General features: G+C 62.6%; 11 protein-coding genes. 7 read left to right on the forward strand and 4 right to left on the reverse strand.

Annotated features, from left to right (window positions below):
• Nucleotides 1-30: 30 nt before the first annotated feature.
• Both DV706_RS14815 and hisF read right to left on the reverse strand, forming a co-directional pair.
• Nucleotides 31-861 carry a hypothetical protein gene (locus tag DV706_RS14815; RefSeq protein ID WP_006067570.1) on the reverse strand — a complete coding sequence of 277 codons (831 nt, stop codon included), beginning with the start codon at nucleotides 859-861 and terminating at the stop codon, nucleotides 31-33.
• 94 nt (nucleotides 862-955) lie between these two features.
• Nucleotides 956-1,771, reverse strand: a complete 816-nt coding sequence (gene hisF / locus DV706_RS14820; protein ID WP_006067571.1) for an imidazole glycerol phosphate synthase subunit HisF — start codon at nucleotides 1,769-1,771, stop codon at nucleotides 956-958.
• A 125-nt stretch (nucleotides 1,772-1,896) separates the two neighbouring features.
• Between hisF and DV706_RS14825 the strand changes: the two genes are divergently transcribed.
• A complete protein-coding gene (locus tag DV706_RS14825) occupies nucleotides 1,897-2,085 on the forward strand; it encodes a DUF7550 family protein (RefSeq protein ID WP_006067572.1) in 189 nt (62 codons plus the stop codon).
• 28 nt (nucleotides 2,086-2,113) lie between these two features.
• Here the strand turns inward: DV706_RS14825 and DV706_RS14830 are convergent, their stop codons facing one another.
• Entirely contained in the window at nucleotides 2,114-2,335 is a 222-nt protein-coding gene (locus DV706_RS14830) for a ribbon-helix-helix domain-containing protein (RefSeq protein ID WP_006067573.1), read from the reverse strand.
• Nucleotides 2,336-2,540: 205 nt separating this feature from the next.
• Nucleotides 2,541-2,840: a hypothetical protein gene (locus DV706_RS14835; protein WP_049889971.1), complete on the reverse strand. Its 300-nt coding sequence runs from the start codon at nucleotides 2,838-2,840 to the stop codon at nucleotides 2,541-2,543.
• A gap of 233 nt (nucleotides 2,841-3,073) precedes the next feature.
• On the opposite strand from DV706_RS14835, the gene DV706_RS14840 reads away from it, so the two are divergent.
• The 6 genes from DV706_RS14840 to DV706_RS14865 all read left to right on the forward strand — a co-directional run bounded on the left by DV706_RS14840 (nucleotide 3,074) and on the right by DV706_RS14865 (nucleotide 13,437).
• Nucleotides 3,074-3,721, forward strand: coding sequence for a sulfite oxidase-like oxidoreductase (locus DV706_RS14840; RefSeq protein ID WP_006067575.1), 648 nt, complete (start codon nucleotides 3,074-3,076; stop codon nucleotides 3,719-3,721).
• A gap of 59 nt (nucleotides 3,722-3,780) precedes the next feature.
• On the forward strand, nucleotides 3,781-5,130 hold the full coding sequence (locus tag DV706_RS14845) for an isochorismate synthase (RefSeq protein ID WP_006067576.1): 1,350 nt from the start codon (nucleotides 3,781-3,783) through the stop codon (nucleotides 5,128-5,130).
• 4 nt (nucleotides 5,131-5,134) lie between these two features.
• Complete coding sequence (gene menD / locus DV706_RS14850; protein ID WP_006067577.1) at nucleotides 5,135-6,937, forward strand: 2-succinyl-5-enolpyruvyl-6-hydroxy-3-cyclohexene-1-carboxylic-acid synthase; 1,803 nt, start codon at nucleotides 5,135-5,137, stop codon at nucleotides 6,935-6,937.
• Between the two features lie 276 nt (nucleotides 6,938-7,213).
• Entirely contained in the window at nucleotides 7,214-10,708 is a 3,495-nt protein-coding gene (locus tag DV706_RS14855) for a PAS domain S-box protein (RefSeq protein WP_006067578.1), read from the forward strand.
• A 50-nt stretch (nucleotides 10,709-10,758) separates the two neighbouring features.
• On the forward strand, nucleotides 10,759-11,652 hold the full coding sequence (locus tag DV706_RS14860; RefSeq protein ID WP_006067579.1) for a 1,4-dihydroxy-2-naphthoyl-CoA synthase: 894 nt from the start codon (nucleotides 10,759-10,761) through the stop codon (nucleotides 11,650-11,652).
• 525 nt (nucleotides 11,653-12,177) lie between these two features.
• The gene (locus tag DV706_RS14865; protein WP_006067580.1) at nucleotides 12,178-13,437 is read left to right on the forward strand and encodes a DUF7405 family protein; all 1,260 of its coding nucleotides are present in this window, start codon (nucleotides 12,178-12,180) and stop codon (nucleotides 13,435-13,437) included.
• The last annotated feature ends 12 nt before the right edge of the window (nucleotides 13,438-13,449 follow it).

Raw genomic sequence — 13,449 nt, forward strand, 5'->3', positions numbered from 1 at the left:
CCAGTTTTGTGACCGTCCAAAAGCGGCCCACTAGCACGCCGCATAGAACACGTAGACCGACTCGTCGACGACGTGGATGTCGATTCCCTCAGCGGTGTGGTCTGCCCCACCGAGGCTGTCGCTCGACTGTAAGGCGTCGGCGACCGCATCGGCGAGCGCGGCTTCGTCATCGTAGTCGGAGAGCGTGAGCGTCGGTTCCGCCTGCCCGACGATCGGATCACGCTGGCAGTCGACACCGAAATCGCTCACGTCGACTTGTTCTGGGTTTGCATCGTCGTATTCGATCGCCACGAGTGCGCGGTTCAGGTATTCGGCATACGCCCCGAGCCCGTCGTCGTACGTTCGTGACTCGTCTGCAGCGCGGTCGGCCTCGAGTCGCTCGTGAACCTCGCGCTCGGTCACCTCGAGGTCGATCCCGGCTGCCTCGGTGCCCTCGCCGGGTGCGTCGGGTGGCGACGGCGCGCCGATGCCGGGAATGATCGACAGCGGGACGATACCGGTCGCAAACAGTGCAGCGACCACCGCGAAGACGACGAAAACCGGCGCGTAGGGCCTGGCTACTTCGAGCCAGCTCGGCGTCTCGAGGTCGCGGGCCACGTCGTCGTAGGTCTGTTCGGTCTTCTCGAGGTCGGGATTGCCACAGCGCGAGCAGGGTGGGTTGTTCTTGACGTGCTCGCGATCACAGTTCGGACAGGCCCAGACGTACGTCGTGCCGGTGTCGACCGTTTCGGCCGGCGACACCGTCGGCTCGTCGTCTCCCTCGCGGACGACTGCCTTCTCGAAGGTGTTGTGCCCGCAGTCGTCACAGGGTGGGTCGTTCGTTTCGTGTGGTTTCCCACACCACGTACACCGCCACTTCACTGGTAGTAGAGCGCGACTGTGTCGATATAAGCATGTTGGAAATCGGGACGAAAAACGGCCAAAACGTCTCTGTTTCGTCGTGTCCGCGTGCCGGCTAAAGCCGGACGGGAACGTCTCGCTCGTCGAGATACTGTTTGACGTCCTCGATCGAGTGTTCATCGAAGTGGAAGATCGATGCGGCGAGTCCGGCATCGGCGTCGGCCTCGGTGAACACCTCGTACATATCCTCTGGGCCGCCACAGCCAGACGAGGCGATGACTGGGGTGTCGACGGCCTCGGTGACGGCCGTCGTCAGCGGGATGTCGTAGCCGTCTTTCGTGCCGTCTTTGTCGATCGAGTTGACGAACAACTCGCCCGCACCGCGGGATTCGGCCTCTGTGGCCCACTCGAGGACGTCGATTCCCGTCCCTTCGCGGCCGCCTTTTTTGGTACACTCGAACCAGCAGGATTCGCCATCGATCTCGACGTAGTTCTCACCCTGCTCGTCGTAGCGGCGTCGGGCGTCGACGCTGATGACGATACATTGGCTGCCGAACGCTTTCGCGCCCTCGTTGACCAGTTCGGGGCGCTCGAGTGCGCCCGTCGTGATCGAGACCTTGTCCGCGCCGGCGCGGAGGGTCTCTTTGATATCGTCGGTGGTTCGGATGCCGCCGCCGACGGTCAGCGGAATAAAGACCTCGTCGGCAACCTGTTCGACGACGTCGAGCATGGTTTCACGCCCCTCTGCCGAGGCGGTGATATCGAGGAAGACGAACTCGTCGGCACCCAGTTCGTTGTACGCGCGGGCCATCTCGACCGGATCGCCGGTGTACTTGAGATCCTCGAAGTGAACGCCGGTGTAGACTGCCGGGTTCCCGTCTTCGTCTAGGTCGACGTCGATACACGGGATGATTCGCTTGGTCAGCGTCATGTGGTTGTTACGCGAGGGTTTGCACCCCGGGTAGTAAAGTGGTCTGTCTCGAGCAATTACGTCCCGGCAGTTGTCCGCTGACTATGATAGATGTCTTTATTGTGGCGAGTCGACAACACGTCCGCATGGCAGACGATACGGACCAATCGGCGGATCAGGACTCGGGTGCAGCTGTTGGCCACGATCTCGATGCTGAACGAACAACGGCACCGATGAGCGACTACTCCTCGAGCGCGGTCGGCATCGGCTTCGTCGTCATGGTGATCGGCGTGGCGATCGCGTTCGGGATCCCGCTGCTGACAGTTCCACTCTAAAACGGCATCGTCACGGCAAGACGCGGTGTTAGAAGACGTACTCGTCGTCGTGGCCCATCATGCCATCGTCCTCGAGGCCAGTTCCTGCGCCCTCTTCTTCGTCCATCGGTCCGCTGGTCTTGTAGGCCTTAATGCCCGTTGACAGGAGATCCTCGATTGCCTCTTCTCGGTTGACGAACTCGCCGCGTTCGACCATCTGGGCGATCTGCATCTCGAGGTGCTCCGGTATGGTGATCTCTACTTTCGGCATCTGATTCGGCTTTCGGCGAGGGGGTATTTAGGTTTGACGGGGACTCCACACTGCGTGTGCAACTCATTCGACCGTGAAACAGTGTGGGCCCGCGTCGTGTGGCTATCACTGCCCGTCGCTCGCGGAAACCAGCGGTAACAGCCCAGTCGAAATCGGTTGTGAGGGTGGGTTCAGGACGGCAATCGATACGGTCGTCGTGGCCGTCTTACTTGTTCCCCATCATCGAGTCGAGTGCGTTTCGCAGCGTCGTTCCCGGCTGGGTGATCGAGTCGAGTTGCTGGCGCATCTTCCGCTGGTTGAAATAACTCGCGAACGCGAGGATGGTCGGCGGCCAGAGGCCGACGAACGCGCCGAGTTGGCGGTCCCCGCGGATGAAAAAGTAGTACAACGACAGTCCAACCGATGCGGCTGACGCGAGGGCTGCCGGGCCCATAGCTTGCTCGCCGACTTCTTCTGCTGCCTGTCCAGAGACTTCTCGTTCGGTCATCTGCTGTTTGCTCGCCATACACGAGCCAAATCGCCGAGACCGTACTAAGGCATGGCGAGGGTTTCGCAGGAAAGGGCTCGAATGGTGTCGTCCGCCGGACGCTTTCGATCCGTTTCGATCACCGTTCCGTCCCCGAAATACGAACTTGTATCCGCTGTTCGTCTCACTCGAGGCGAGTATGCGCACCCATCTTGGCTAAAGTCCACGAGTGGAGGCGTCACAGCTACAATCGTCGACACGAACGGACGCATATGAGCAAGGACGTCACGGATGTCACGGATCTCTACGAGGAGTTCGGCGATGAACGGCTGCCACCGGGCCAGCGCGAAACGTCGGCGTTTCCGGTTCTGTCAAAGGGCCCCACACCTGATTGGGACCCCGAGACGTGGACGTTTACTGTCACCGGCGCCGTCGAAGACGAACTCACGTTTTCGTGGGACGAGTTTCAACAGCTCCCAAGCGAGACTCACCGACAAGATTTTCACTGTGTCACCGGCTGGAGCAAGTTCGACTGTACGTTTACGGGCGTTCCGTTCTCCGAACTCGCCAGGCGAGCCGGCGTCATCGACGACATCGACGAGCGACGCTCGTCGGGCAACCCGACGCCGTCTGGACAGGCCGTCCACGTCATGTTTTCGGCGCTCGACGGCTACACGACCGATCTTCCGCTCGAGGCCTGTCTTCGAGAAGGGGTGTTGTTCGCGTGGGGTCACGATGGTGACTCGCTTCCGGCAGACCACGGCGGGCCGCTGCGGGTCGTCACACCCCACCGATACGCCTACAAAGGGGCAAAGTGGGTCGACGGTGTCGAGTTCCTCACAGCGCCCGAGCGCGGCTACTGGGAGCGCCGTGGCTACTCACAGACGGCCGACCCTTGGCAGGAAGAACGGTACAGTTAGTGCACGATTCGTTCCCGGAATAGTTAGGCTGAAGACGCGGCGGTCCTGAGATGCGGTTGATGGATCAATCGTCGGGTGGACGTCGACTGACGGCTGATACTGAGTCGCTGCCAGTCGACGAACCGACCGACCTCGTTAGTCGCAGTCGCGAACTCGAGGACGTTTCGTTTGGGGCGATCGTTGACGCCGAACAGGAGTCACGAATCCTGTGGGCTACGCCTGGCGGCCTCGAGGTCGTCGGCCGAGGCGTCGCCGTCCGAATGTCTGCACGCGGACCTGACCGTTTCGACCGGATTCGAGAACAGGCTAGTCGGGCGTTCGACGCGCTGGATCACGATGGCCCCCACGTCGCTCGGCCACGAGCGTTCGGCGGCTTTTCGTTCCACGACGAACACGAGCCAGGCCCGCCCTGGACCGGGTTCGACGCCGCTTCGTTCGTCGTTCCACAGATCCTCGTCATCCGAAGCGAGGACGGAACCTGGTTGACGGCTGTTGGGACACACCCCGAGGCGGCAATCGAACGCCTCGAGCGCTGGCATGACCGGCTGGCAGCGCTCCCAGCGATGCAACCAAGCGGAACCGGGCCCGGCGTCACCTCGACACAGCGAACGACCTCTCCTGCAGACTGGACCGATCAGGTCGAGGCCGCCCTCGAGCAGATCGAGCAGGGAACGATCACGAAGGTCGTCCTCGCCCAGTCGCTTTCGGTCACGCTCGAGAACTCCGTTCACGTCCCCGGCACGCTCGAGCGACTGCGCCGGCAGTATCCGAACTGCTATCGGTTCCTGATCGCCAACGATACCGGCGGGACGTTCTTCGGTGCGCCACCCGAACGCCTCGTCTCGAAACGCGACAATCGAGTCGAGACAGAGGCGCTTGCCGGCTCGGTGCCACGAGGTGAGACGCCAGAGGAGGACGACGCACACGCAGCGGACATGCTCGACAGCGAAAAAGTCCAGCGCGAACACGGACTCGTCGTCGAGGCGATTCGAAACCAACTCGAGCCACTCGCATCCGAACTCACCGTCGACGAGCGGACGATCAGGCGGCTCGCGACGATTCAGCACTTGCAGACCCCAATCGCAGCGACGCTCGAGGGCGAGAGTCACGTCCTCGAGATCGTCGAAGCGTTGCATCCGACACCCGCTGTCGGTGGCGTCCCACCGGTGGCAGCCTGGGAAACCATCCGCGACACGGAGACGTTCGATCGCGGCTGGTATGCGGCCCCCGTTGGCTGGTTCGACGCCGACGGTGACGGCGAGTTCGCAGTTGGCCTCCGATCCGGGGTCGCGAGCGACGACACGGTGACGCTCTTTGCCGGCAGCGGCATCGTCGCCGACAGCGACCCGGACGACGAGTGGGACGAGGTACAGCTCAAATTCCGCCCGATCCTCGACGAACTGCGGTGATCCGATGAGTGCACCAAATCGTGCGACGCTGTGGGGCCGTGTTCTCGTCGACGAACTCGTAACAAGCGGTCTCGAGGCCGTCTGTATCGCCCCCGGCAGTCGCTCGACGCCGCTGACGGTCGCCTTCGCTGCCCACCCCGAGATCGATGTCTACTCGCATCTCGACGAGCGCTCGGCGGCCTTTTTCGCGCTTGGTCGCGCTCGACGGACGGGTGAGCCGACGGCGCTGGTCTGTACCTCGGGGACGGCGGCGGCAAACTTTCATCCCGCCGTGATGGAAGCCGACCAGGCCCGCGTGCCGCTGCTCGTGTTGACAGCCGACCGACCCGCCGAACTCCGTGATAGCGGCGCGAACCAGACGGTCGATCAGGTCAAACTCTACGGCGACGCGGTCCGCTGGTATGCGGAACTCCCCGACCCCGAAGCCGACGAGCGCAAGGTTCGAAGTCTTCGGACGACTGCCGGGCGAGCGCTCGCCGAAACAGGTGGGCCGGATCCGGGGCCCGTTCACCTGAACTGCCCCTTTAGAAAGCCACTCGAGCCACTCGAGGTCCCGGGAGACGTCCCCGAGGCGTTTGCGGAGACGCTTGCTGGCGCGGGACGAGACGGGCCGTTCATTGAGACCGAGACTGGATCGATGACGCCCGAGGCCAACCAAATGCGTCCGCTCGTCCGGGCGCTCGAGGATGCCAAGCGCCCGCTGATCGTGGCGGGGCCGGCTGACCCAGCAGCGCTCGTCGGACTCGAGCCCGACCATGTCGTGGCTGTTGCCGACCGGATCGGGGCCCCGATCCTCGCGGACCCGCTGTCGAATCTTCGATTCGGCCCTCACGTCGAGGCCGACGCCGACCACCGCCGCGTCTACGGCGGCTACGACGGCTACATCGATACCCTCCAGGAACCGGACGTCGTCGTCCGATTCGGTGCCTCGCCGACCTCGAAGCCGCTGCGCCACGCATTACGTGACAGCGACGCCCGCCAGTTCCTGCTCGATTCCGCTGGCGCGTGGCGCGAGGCGACGTTCACCGCGACGGAACTGCTCGCGGCTGCTCCCGGACCCGCGTTCGAAGCGTTGCTCGAGGCGGTCGACAGCTCGAACGATGGCACAGCCGACGACGAAAACGAGTGGCTGGCCGGATTTGACACCGCCGAACAGCGCCACTGGCGCGTTCATGACGATGCCCTCGCGCCGGAGACGCTCGAGGCCGACCCGTTCGAGGGCGCAGTACTCGCCACTGTGTTCGAGGACGCGCCCGATCCAGCGACCGTCTTCGTCTCGAACAGTATGCCGATCCGGGATGCGGATCGGTTCGGTCGGCCACGGCCGGCCGATCTCACGGTGCTCGGGAACCGTGGCGCAAGCGGCATCGACGGCATCACGAGTACGGCACTGGGCGCCGGCAGTGCGACTGACGAGCCGCTAGTGCTCGTCACCGGCGACCTGGCCTTCTATCACGACTCGAACGGGCTGCTCGCAGTCGATCGCTGTAATGTCGACGCCACGATTGTCTTGCTCGACAACGACGGTGGCGGTATTTTCCATAAACTCCCGATCGAAGACTTCGAGCCGCCGTTTACTGAGCAGTTCAAAACACCCCACGGCCTCGAGTTCGAGGCGCTTGGCGATCTGTATGGCCTCGAGTTCGAGCGCGTCGACCCTGTCGACTTCGCGCCGGCGTATCGTCGCTCGCTCGAGCGTGCGGGCACGCAGGTGCTCGCTGTCGCCTTCGATTCGGAGACGAACCATCGGCGACGGGACACGCTCAGAAAGCGAGTTTGTGCGTCGGTTCGTGACGAGCGTGCGTAGCGATCCGGCCTGGACCGGAGTGCCCCAGAAGCTCTCTCGAGGACGCTATCGTCCGTCCAACCATCAGTGTGGTCGCCGCAGCGATCGACGGGAACCTGCTTGCTGGACTGAGCTGTTCGTTGCGGCCGAGCGCTTGATACTGCATGCGAACGACTGTCAATCAGCGGTGATTGGCGAACACATAAATGAATAGTCGCGATATCAAACAGCGATTGCTGTTCGTGACATGCTGACTGAAACACTGGATTCAATTATCAACGACCCGTATATTCCACAATGGCTGCTGCAATTCGGGTTCTCCATGTTGACGACGACGTCGGACGGCTAGAACGAACGGCCACACGTCTCGAGTCCATGGACGACCGGATAGCGGTCCGCTCGACGACAGACCCCGCTGACGCGCTCGAGTTGCTCCAAGACGGGGGGATCGACTGGGTCGCAGCAGCCTACCGGCTGCACGGAACGGACGGGATCGACCTGCTGACGAGCGTGCGTGAGATCGAGCCAACGTGTCCATTTTTGCTCTACACCGGACACGGTTCGGAGGAAGTGGCGAGCGCCGCAATTGCAGCCGACGTCACGGAGTATCTGTCGTTCGACGACGAGACGGACGAAAGCGACCAGCTGGCCCGGACGCTCATCGACGCGGTCGAGCAGCGATCGGCCACGCGACAAGCACCGAACTACGAGCGTGTCGCAGCGCTCGTTCGGAGTGTCCAATCCAAACTCGTCCGTGCAACGTCTCACGAGGAGATCGACGCTGCCGTCTGCGAGACGTTCGTTGACGCCGAGCCGTACGTGTTCGCCTGGATCGGCGAATATCGGGAGACCGATGAACGGATCGTTCCGCGTGCCTCTGCAGGGCTCGAGCCGGAGTATCTCACCGGGATCGATATCAGGGCAGACGACACAGCCACTGGGCAGGGACCAACGGGGCTGGCGGTTCAAACTCGCTCCTTGCAGGTTGTGCAGGATCTCGAAGCGGATCCGGCGTACGAACCGTGGCGCGAGGACGCCCTCGAACGTGGCTATCGGGCCAGTGCCGCCGTGCCACTCGTCCACGAAAACAGATGTTACGGAGTGTTGAACGTCTATGCGGACCAGACGGGTGTGTTCGAGCCGGACGAGCAAGCGATGCTGGCGGAGTTAGGAGAGACGATTGCCCATGCCCACCACCGCGTCCAGTTACAAAACCGGTATGAGGCGCAGTATCAGGAGTTGTTCGAGGAAGCGCCGGTGATGGTGGCCCTGACGCGCACCGAGACCGAACACGGTGGGCCAGTGATCGACGACTGTAATCGCCGGTTCGCACGGAAACTCGGCTATGCACGCGAGGAGCTCTGTGGCCGGCCACTGGCCACCGTGCACGCCGATCCGTCGGCAGCGACGATCGTAAACGGCGGCCACGAGCGGGCGCGAGAAGGCGAGTCCGTGACCGAAACGCGAGTTCTCATCACCCGTGATGGGAACCGACTGTCGACGCAGTTTCAGTCGACGCCACGACGAGACGCTACCGGCGAGACGATCGGGACACACGCGCTCTTTGTCGATATTACCGACCAGAAGCGCGCTCAGGGCGTGCTCAGTCAGGCAGCCGCGATGGAGGCATCGATGGATGGGATCGCGATCTTCGACGAGGACGAATCCTACGTCTATGTCAACCAGGCTCACGTCGACATCTACGGCTACGACGACCGTGAGGCGTTTACCGACACCAGCTGGCGGACACGCTTCCCGGACGAGGAGATCGAGCGATTCGAGGCGGACGTTTTTCCGGCGCTCGTCGAGGACGGCAAGTGGCGCGGCGAAGCCACCGGTATCCGTGCGGACGGGACGACGTTCCCACAGGAGCTCTCGCTTGCCCAACTCGAGGACGGACGTGTCGTCAGCGTCGTTCGCGATATCACCGAGCGACGGGAGCGTCAACGGAAGCTCGAACGCAGCCGGGAACGGTTGCGCGTCCTGTTCGACCGCTCTCCGGATGCGATATTCGTCCACGACACGGACGGGTCCATCGTCGACGTCAACGATCGGGCGACCACGGATCTCGGATACAGCCGGACGGAACTGCTCTCGCTCTCTATCGACGACATCGAGATCGGGGATGATCTCGAGGAACTCCGTGAACTGTGGACGACCATGGACGTCGGGAAGACGGCGACAATCCAGGGAAGACACCGTAGAAAAGACGGCTCGACGTACCCAGTCGAGGTCTGGATCAGCAAAATCACGCTCCACGAGACCGACCGGATTCTGGCACTCTCCCGTGACATCACGGCGCGCAAGGAGCGCGAGCGCGAGCGCAGACGCCAGAGCGATCTGTTCGAGCGGGCACAGGAGATCGCAGCGATCGGTGCCTGGGAGACTGATTTACAGGCTGAACGAGGGTGGTGGACCGAACAGGTCTGTCGGATCTTCGGGCTGCCAGCGGGGTACGAGCCGGAGCCAGGCGAGGGTATCGAACAGTTCCATCCGGATGATCAGCCAGTCATTCGAGAGGCCTTCGAGCGGGCCGTCGACACCGGTGAGCCGTACGACCTCGAGCTCCGGCTTGGCGACGAGAGCGATGCTCGATGGGTCCACGTCCGGGGCGATCCACAGCGTGAAGATGGCGAGACCGTGCGTATCCGCGGGACGATTCAGGATATCACCGACCGCAAGCAGTACGAAGAAGCGCTCGAGCAGGCGCGTGACGAACTCCAGCAGATCATCGACCTCGTGCCGGACATGCTGTTCGTCAAGAATCGCAAGGGTGAGTACATCCTCGCAAACGAGACGACTGCGACCTACTACGATTGCCCTCGCTCGGCCGTCGAGGGGAAGACAGATGTCGAACTGCTTCCCGACATCGAACAGGCCCGCCAGTTCCACCAAGACGACATCGCGGTCATCGACTCCGGCGAGCCGATGTACGTTCCCGAAGAAGAGCTGACCACTGCCGACGGCGAGACACGGATCCTCCAGACGACCAAGCTCCCCTATGAGGTCGCCGGGACCGGCGACGCGGCTGTGCTGGGGTATGCCCGTGACGTGACCGAACTCAAGGAGTACGAACGCCAGCTCGAAACGCAGCGAGACAACCTCGAGGTGCTCAACCAGGTCGTCCGTCACGACATCCGCAACGATCTCCAGTTGGTGTTGGCCTACGCGGAGATGCTCGAGGAGGTGGTCGACGAGGCGGGCCGTGAGTACGTTAAACAGGTGGTGGCCAGCGCACGTGATGCCGTTGCAATCACCGAAACGGCCCGCGACGTCTCCGAGGTGATGTTACAGGCCGATGCCGAACCGACACAGGTCCGGCTCCGGTACACGCTCGAGCACGAACTCGACGAGATCCGGTCGACCTACGAGAACGCGGTCGTGACGACCGAGGGCACGATTCCCCGACTCGAGGTCGTCGCTGACGATATGCTCGAGTCGGTGTTTCGGAATCTATTGACGAACGCGATCGAACACAACGACACGGAGATTCCAGTGGTAACGGTGTCTGCGAGTATAGAAGGCGACGACGTCGAGATCCAGATCGCAGACAACGGGCCGGGTATCCCCGACGAACGCAAGGAGACGATCTTCGAGGAGGGTGAGAAGGGCCTCGAGAGTCAAGGGACCGGGCTGGGGCTGTATCTGGTCCAAACGCTCGTCGATCGGTACGGAGGGGACGTCTGGGTCACGGATAGAACGGAGCGATGGGCCACAGATGAGCGGACACAGGCCGGCGACGAGACGGTCACGGGTAGCGTGTTCGCCGTTCGGTTGCCGATCGCGCGGTGAGGTGTCGCCGACACGAACCTATTTCATCCGCTGCGGACCAACTGCGACCAATGGTTTCGGAATGCTTCGATTCGGAACAGTGGGAACCGGTTGCCGACCTGAACGACGAGTTCAGGGACATCACCTATCACCGTGCAGTCGACTCCGGAACGGTCCGGATCGCGTTCGACCGCCCCGACGTTCGCAACGCCTTCCGGCCCGGGACGGTCGACGAACTCTACGACGCCCTCGATCACGCCAAGCGCCAGACCGACGTGGGCTGTATCCTGCTGACCGGCAACGGTCCCTCATCGAAAGACGGCGGCTGGGCGTTCTGTTCCGGCGGCGACCAGACGATCCGGGGCGAGGACGGCTATCAGTACGAGGGTGATGAGGAGCGTGCCTCCGAGCAGGGCCGACTGCATATCCTCGAGGTCCAGCGCCTGATTCGTCACATTCCGAAAGTCGTCGTCTGCGTCGTGCCTGGGTGGGCCGTCGGCGGTGGCCACTCGCTGCACGTCGTCTGTGATCTCACGCTGGCGAGCGAGGAGCACGCGAAGTTCCTCCAGACCGACCCCGACGTGGCGAGCTACGACGCCGGCTTCGGCTCGGCGTACCTCGCCAAACAGATCGGTCAGAAAAAGGCTCGAGAAGTGTTTTTCCTCGGGAAGACCTACGATGCCGAGGAGGCCGCCGAGATGGGGATGGTCAACGAAGTCGTTCCTCACGAGGAGTTAGAGGAGACGGCTCTCGAGTGGGGTAAACGGATCAACGCCAAGAGCCCGACAGCGATGCGGATGCTTAAATACGCGTTCAACATGACCGATGACGGGATGGTTGGCCAGCAGGTCTTCGCTGGCGAGGCAACCCGACTGGGGTACATGACCGATGAGGCCAAAGAGGGGCGGAATGCGTTCGTCGAGGGCCGTGATCCCGAGTTCGACGACTACCCGTGGCACTACTGAGACGGCCGGACAGAACTATTCGAAGGTTGTCGCGAATTCGTGACCGATGCCCGACAGTATGAGCCGGACATCCGCCCAGTCATGACGACCCACTCGCAGGAGGGTTTGTGGCTGTCAATCGCTGGAACGGAGCCCGCCTGCGCGGCTGCAACACGATTCAGAGGGATTCTCGTAGCCTGTCGGTTGTCTCTATAGTAGCCACTGAACGTCACTGCACACCCCATCGTACGTCCGCTTGCGATGCGTGTGGACATCGGTTCAGGTGTTACTATAGCCAGATGTGCCGGTTCCGTGACGCAAATCTATGAGCGTCTACGAGAATCCTTATTCGAGACTGTCACAACTCCGGACGATATTGCTGGTATCTACGACCAACTGTCGTCTCGGGTCCGACCGCCAGTGCCGTTGCTGGAACGAAAACACCCCGATTAACGGGTTAGTTCCCAATCATAACGCCGTCACTGGCTTCGGTAGATTCGACGGAAAGGACAACGCTTTGGGCCTTCCAGCCCGGAACCGCCAGTAGTGACACTCCCCGATCGGTCCGAGCTGTCCCGTCGGGAATACCTCCGGACGCTGGTTGCTGTCGGCGGTGCGACTGCGCTTTCGGCCTGTCTCTCCGAGAGCAACGCGGTCGACATCCCCGCCGGAACGGACGACCCTTCGACGCTTCCAGCGCGACAATACGCCTGGAATGACACTCTCTTGCGGGACGACGACGGCAACGTCAAGCCGCCGGAACATCACGTCCTGCTGGCGCTGTCGCTGGTCGACGAGCCGACCGACGGAAGCCGTACCCAACTCGAGGACGCGCTGGAGACGCTTGAGCGCGCCTACGAGTGGAGCAACGACGGGCTGCTGTTCACCATCGGCTACACGCCGGCGTACTTCGAGCGGTTCGACGACGCGCTCCCCGAGTCGGTCGACCTTCCGGAGCCGACGGCGCTGACCTCGTCTGAGGACCCAGCGGTCGACGAGTTCGACGCCGTCGTCCACCTCGCGAGCGACCACTCACAGGTCGTTCTCGAGGCCGAGGAAGGACTGTTCGGGAATCACGACGAACTCAACGGCGTCGCAGTCGAAACCGATCTGACCGGCGTGTTCGAACGCCTCGAGGACCAGCGCCGGACCGGATTCGTCGGCGCTGGCTTGCCCGCTGAGCACACCGACGTCTCGGACGTCCCCGACTCGGTGCCCGAAGACGCGCCGTTTTTTATGGGCTTTCGCTCGGGATTCGAGCGCAACCAGGCGACAGAAGACCGGGTCACGATCGAGGAGGGTCCGTTCGCGGGTGGGACGACACAACACATCGAGTCGATGGATCTCCAGCTTCGGACCTGGTTCGAGCAGGACAGTCATCCCATGCGCGTTCGGAAGCTGTTCAGCCCGGAACACGCCGACGAAGACCTCGTTGGCGATGTCGGCGAGAAGCTGACGACGACGAACGGGCTGACCGACGAGCGGATCGACGCCACCGAAGCAGATGCTCGTCGCGGCGTCGTTGGTCACGCCCAGAAGGCCGCTCGAGCCAGAGTTGACGGCGAGCCACCACTGCTGCGCCGGGATTTCAACACCGTCGATGGAGACAGTCCGGGATTTCACTTCCTTGCACTCCAGCACGGGATTGACGACTTCATCCGCGTGCGCGAGGCGATGACGGGTGCCGATCTCGATGTAATGCACGCCAACAACGGCATTCTCAGCTACCTCTTCGTCAACCGGCGCGGGAACTACCTGCTCCCACCGCGCTCGCTTCGGGCGTTGCCGCGAGCCAACCCACAGTAGGACTACCGACCA

This window comes from Natronorubrum bangense (assembly GCF_004799645.1).
Taxonomy (GTDB): Archaea; Halobacteriota; Halobacteria; order Halobacteriales; family Natrialbaceae; genus Natronorubrum; species Natronorubrum bangense.

Excerpts from the sequence above, each read along its gene's own strand:
- hisF (WP_006067571.1), bottom strand. The coding sequence starts at position 1,771 with ATGACGCTGACCAAGCGAATCATCCCGTGTATCGACGTCGACCTAGAC.
- DV706_RS14825 (WP_006067572.1), top strand. The coding sequence starts at position 1,897 with ATGGCAGACGATACGGACCAATCGGCGGATCAGGACTCGGGTGCAGCT.
- DV706_RS14830 (WP_006067573.1), bottom strand. The coding sequence starts at position 2,335 with ATGCCGAAAGTAGAGATCACCATACCGGAGCACCTCGAGATGCAGATC.
- DV706_RS14835 (WP_049889971.1), bottom strand. The coding sequence starts at position 2,840 with ATGGCGAGCAAACAGCAGATGACCGAACGAGAAGTCTCTGGACAGGCA.
- DV706_RS14840 (WP_006067575.1), top strand. The coding sequence starts at position 3,074 with ATGAGCAAGGACGTCACGGATGTCACGGATCTCTACGAGGAGTTCGGC.
- DV706_RS14845 (WP_006067576.1), top strand. The coding sequence starts at position 3,781 with ATGGATCAATCGTCGGGTGGACGTCGACTGACGGCTGATACTGAGTCG.
- menD (WP_006067577.1), top strand. The coding sequence starts at position 5,135 with ATGAGTGCACCAAATCGTGCGACGCTGTGGGGCCGTGTTCTCGTCGAC.
- DV706_RS14855 (WP_006067578.1), top strand. The coding sequence starts at position 7,214 with ATGGCTGCTGCAATTCGGGTTCTCCATGTTGACGACGACGTCGGACGG.
- DV706_RS14860 (WP_006067579.1), top strand. The coding sequence starts at position 10,759 with ATGGTTTCGGAATGCTTCGATTCGGAACAGTGGGAACCGGTTGCCGAC.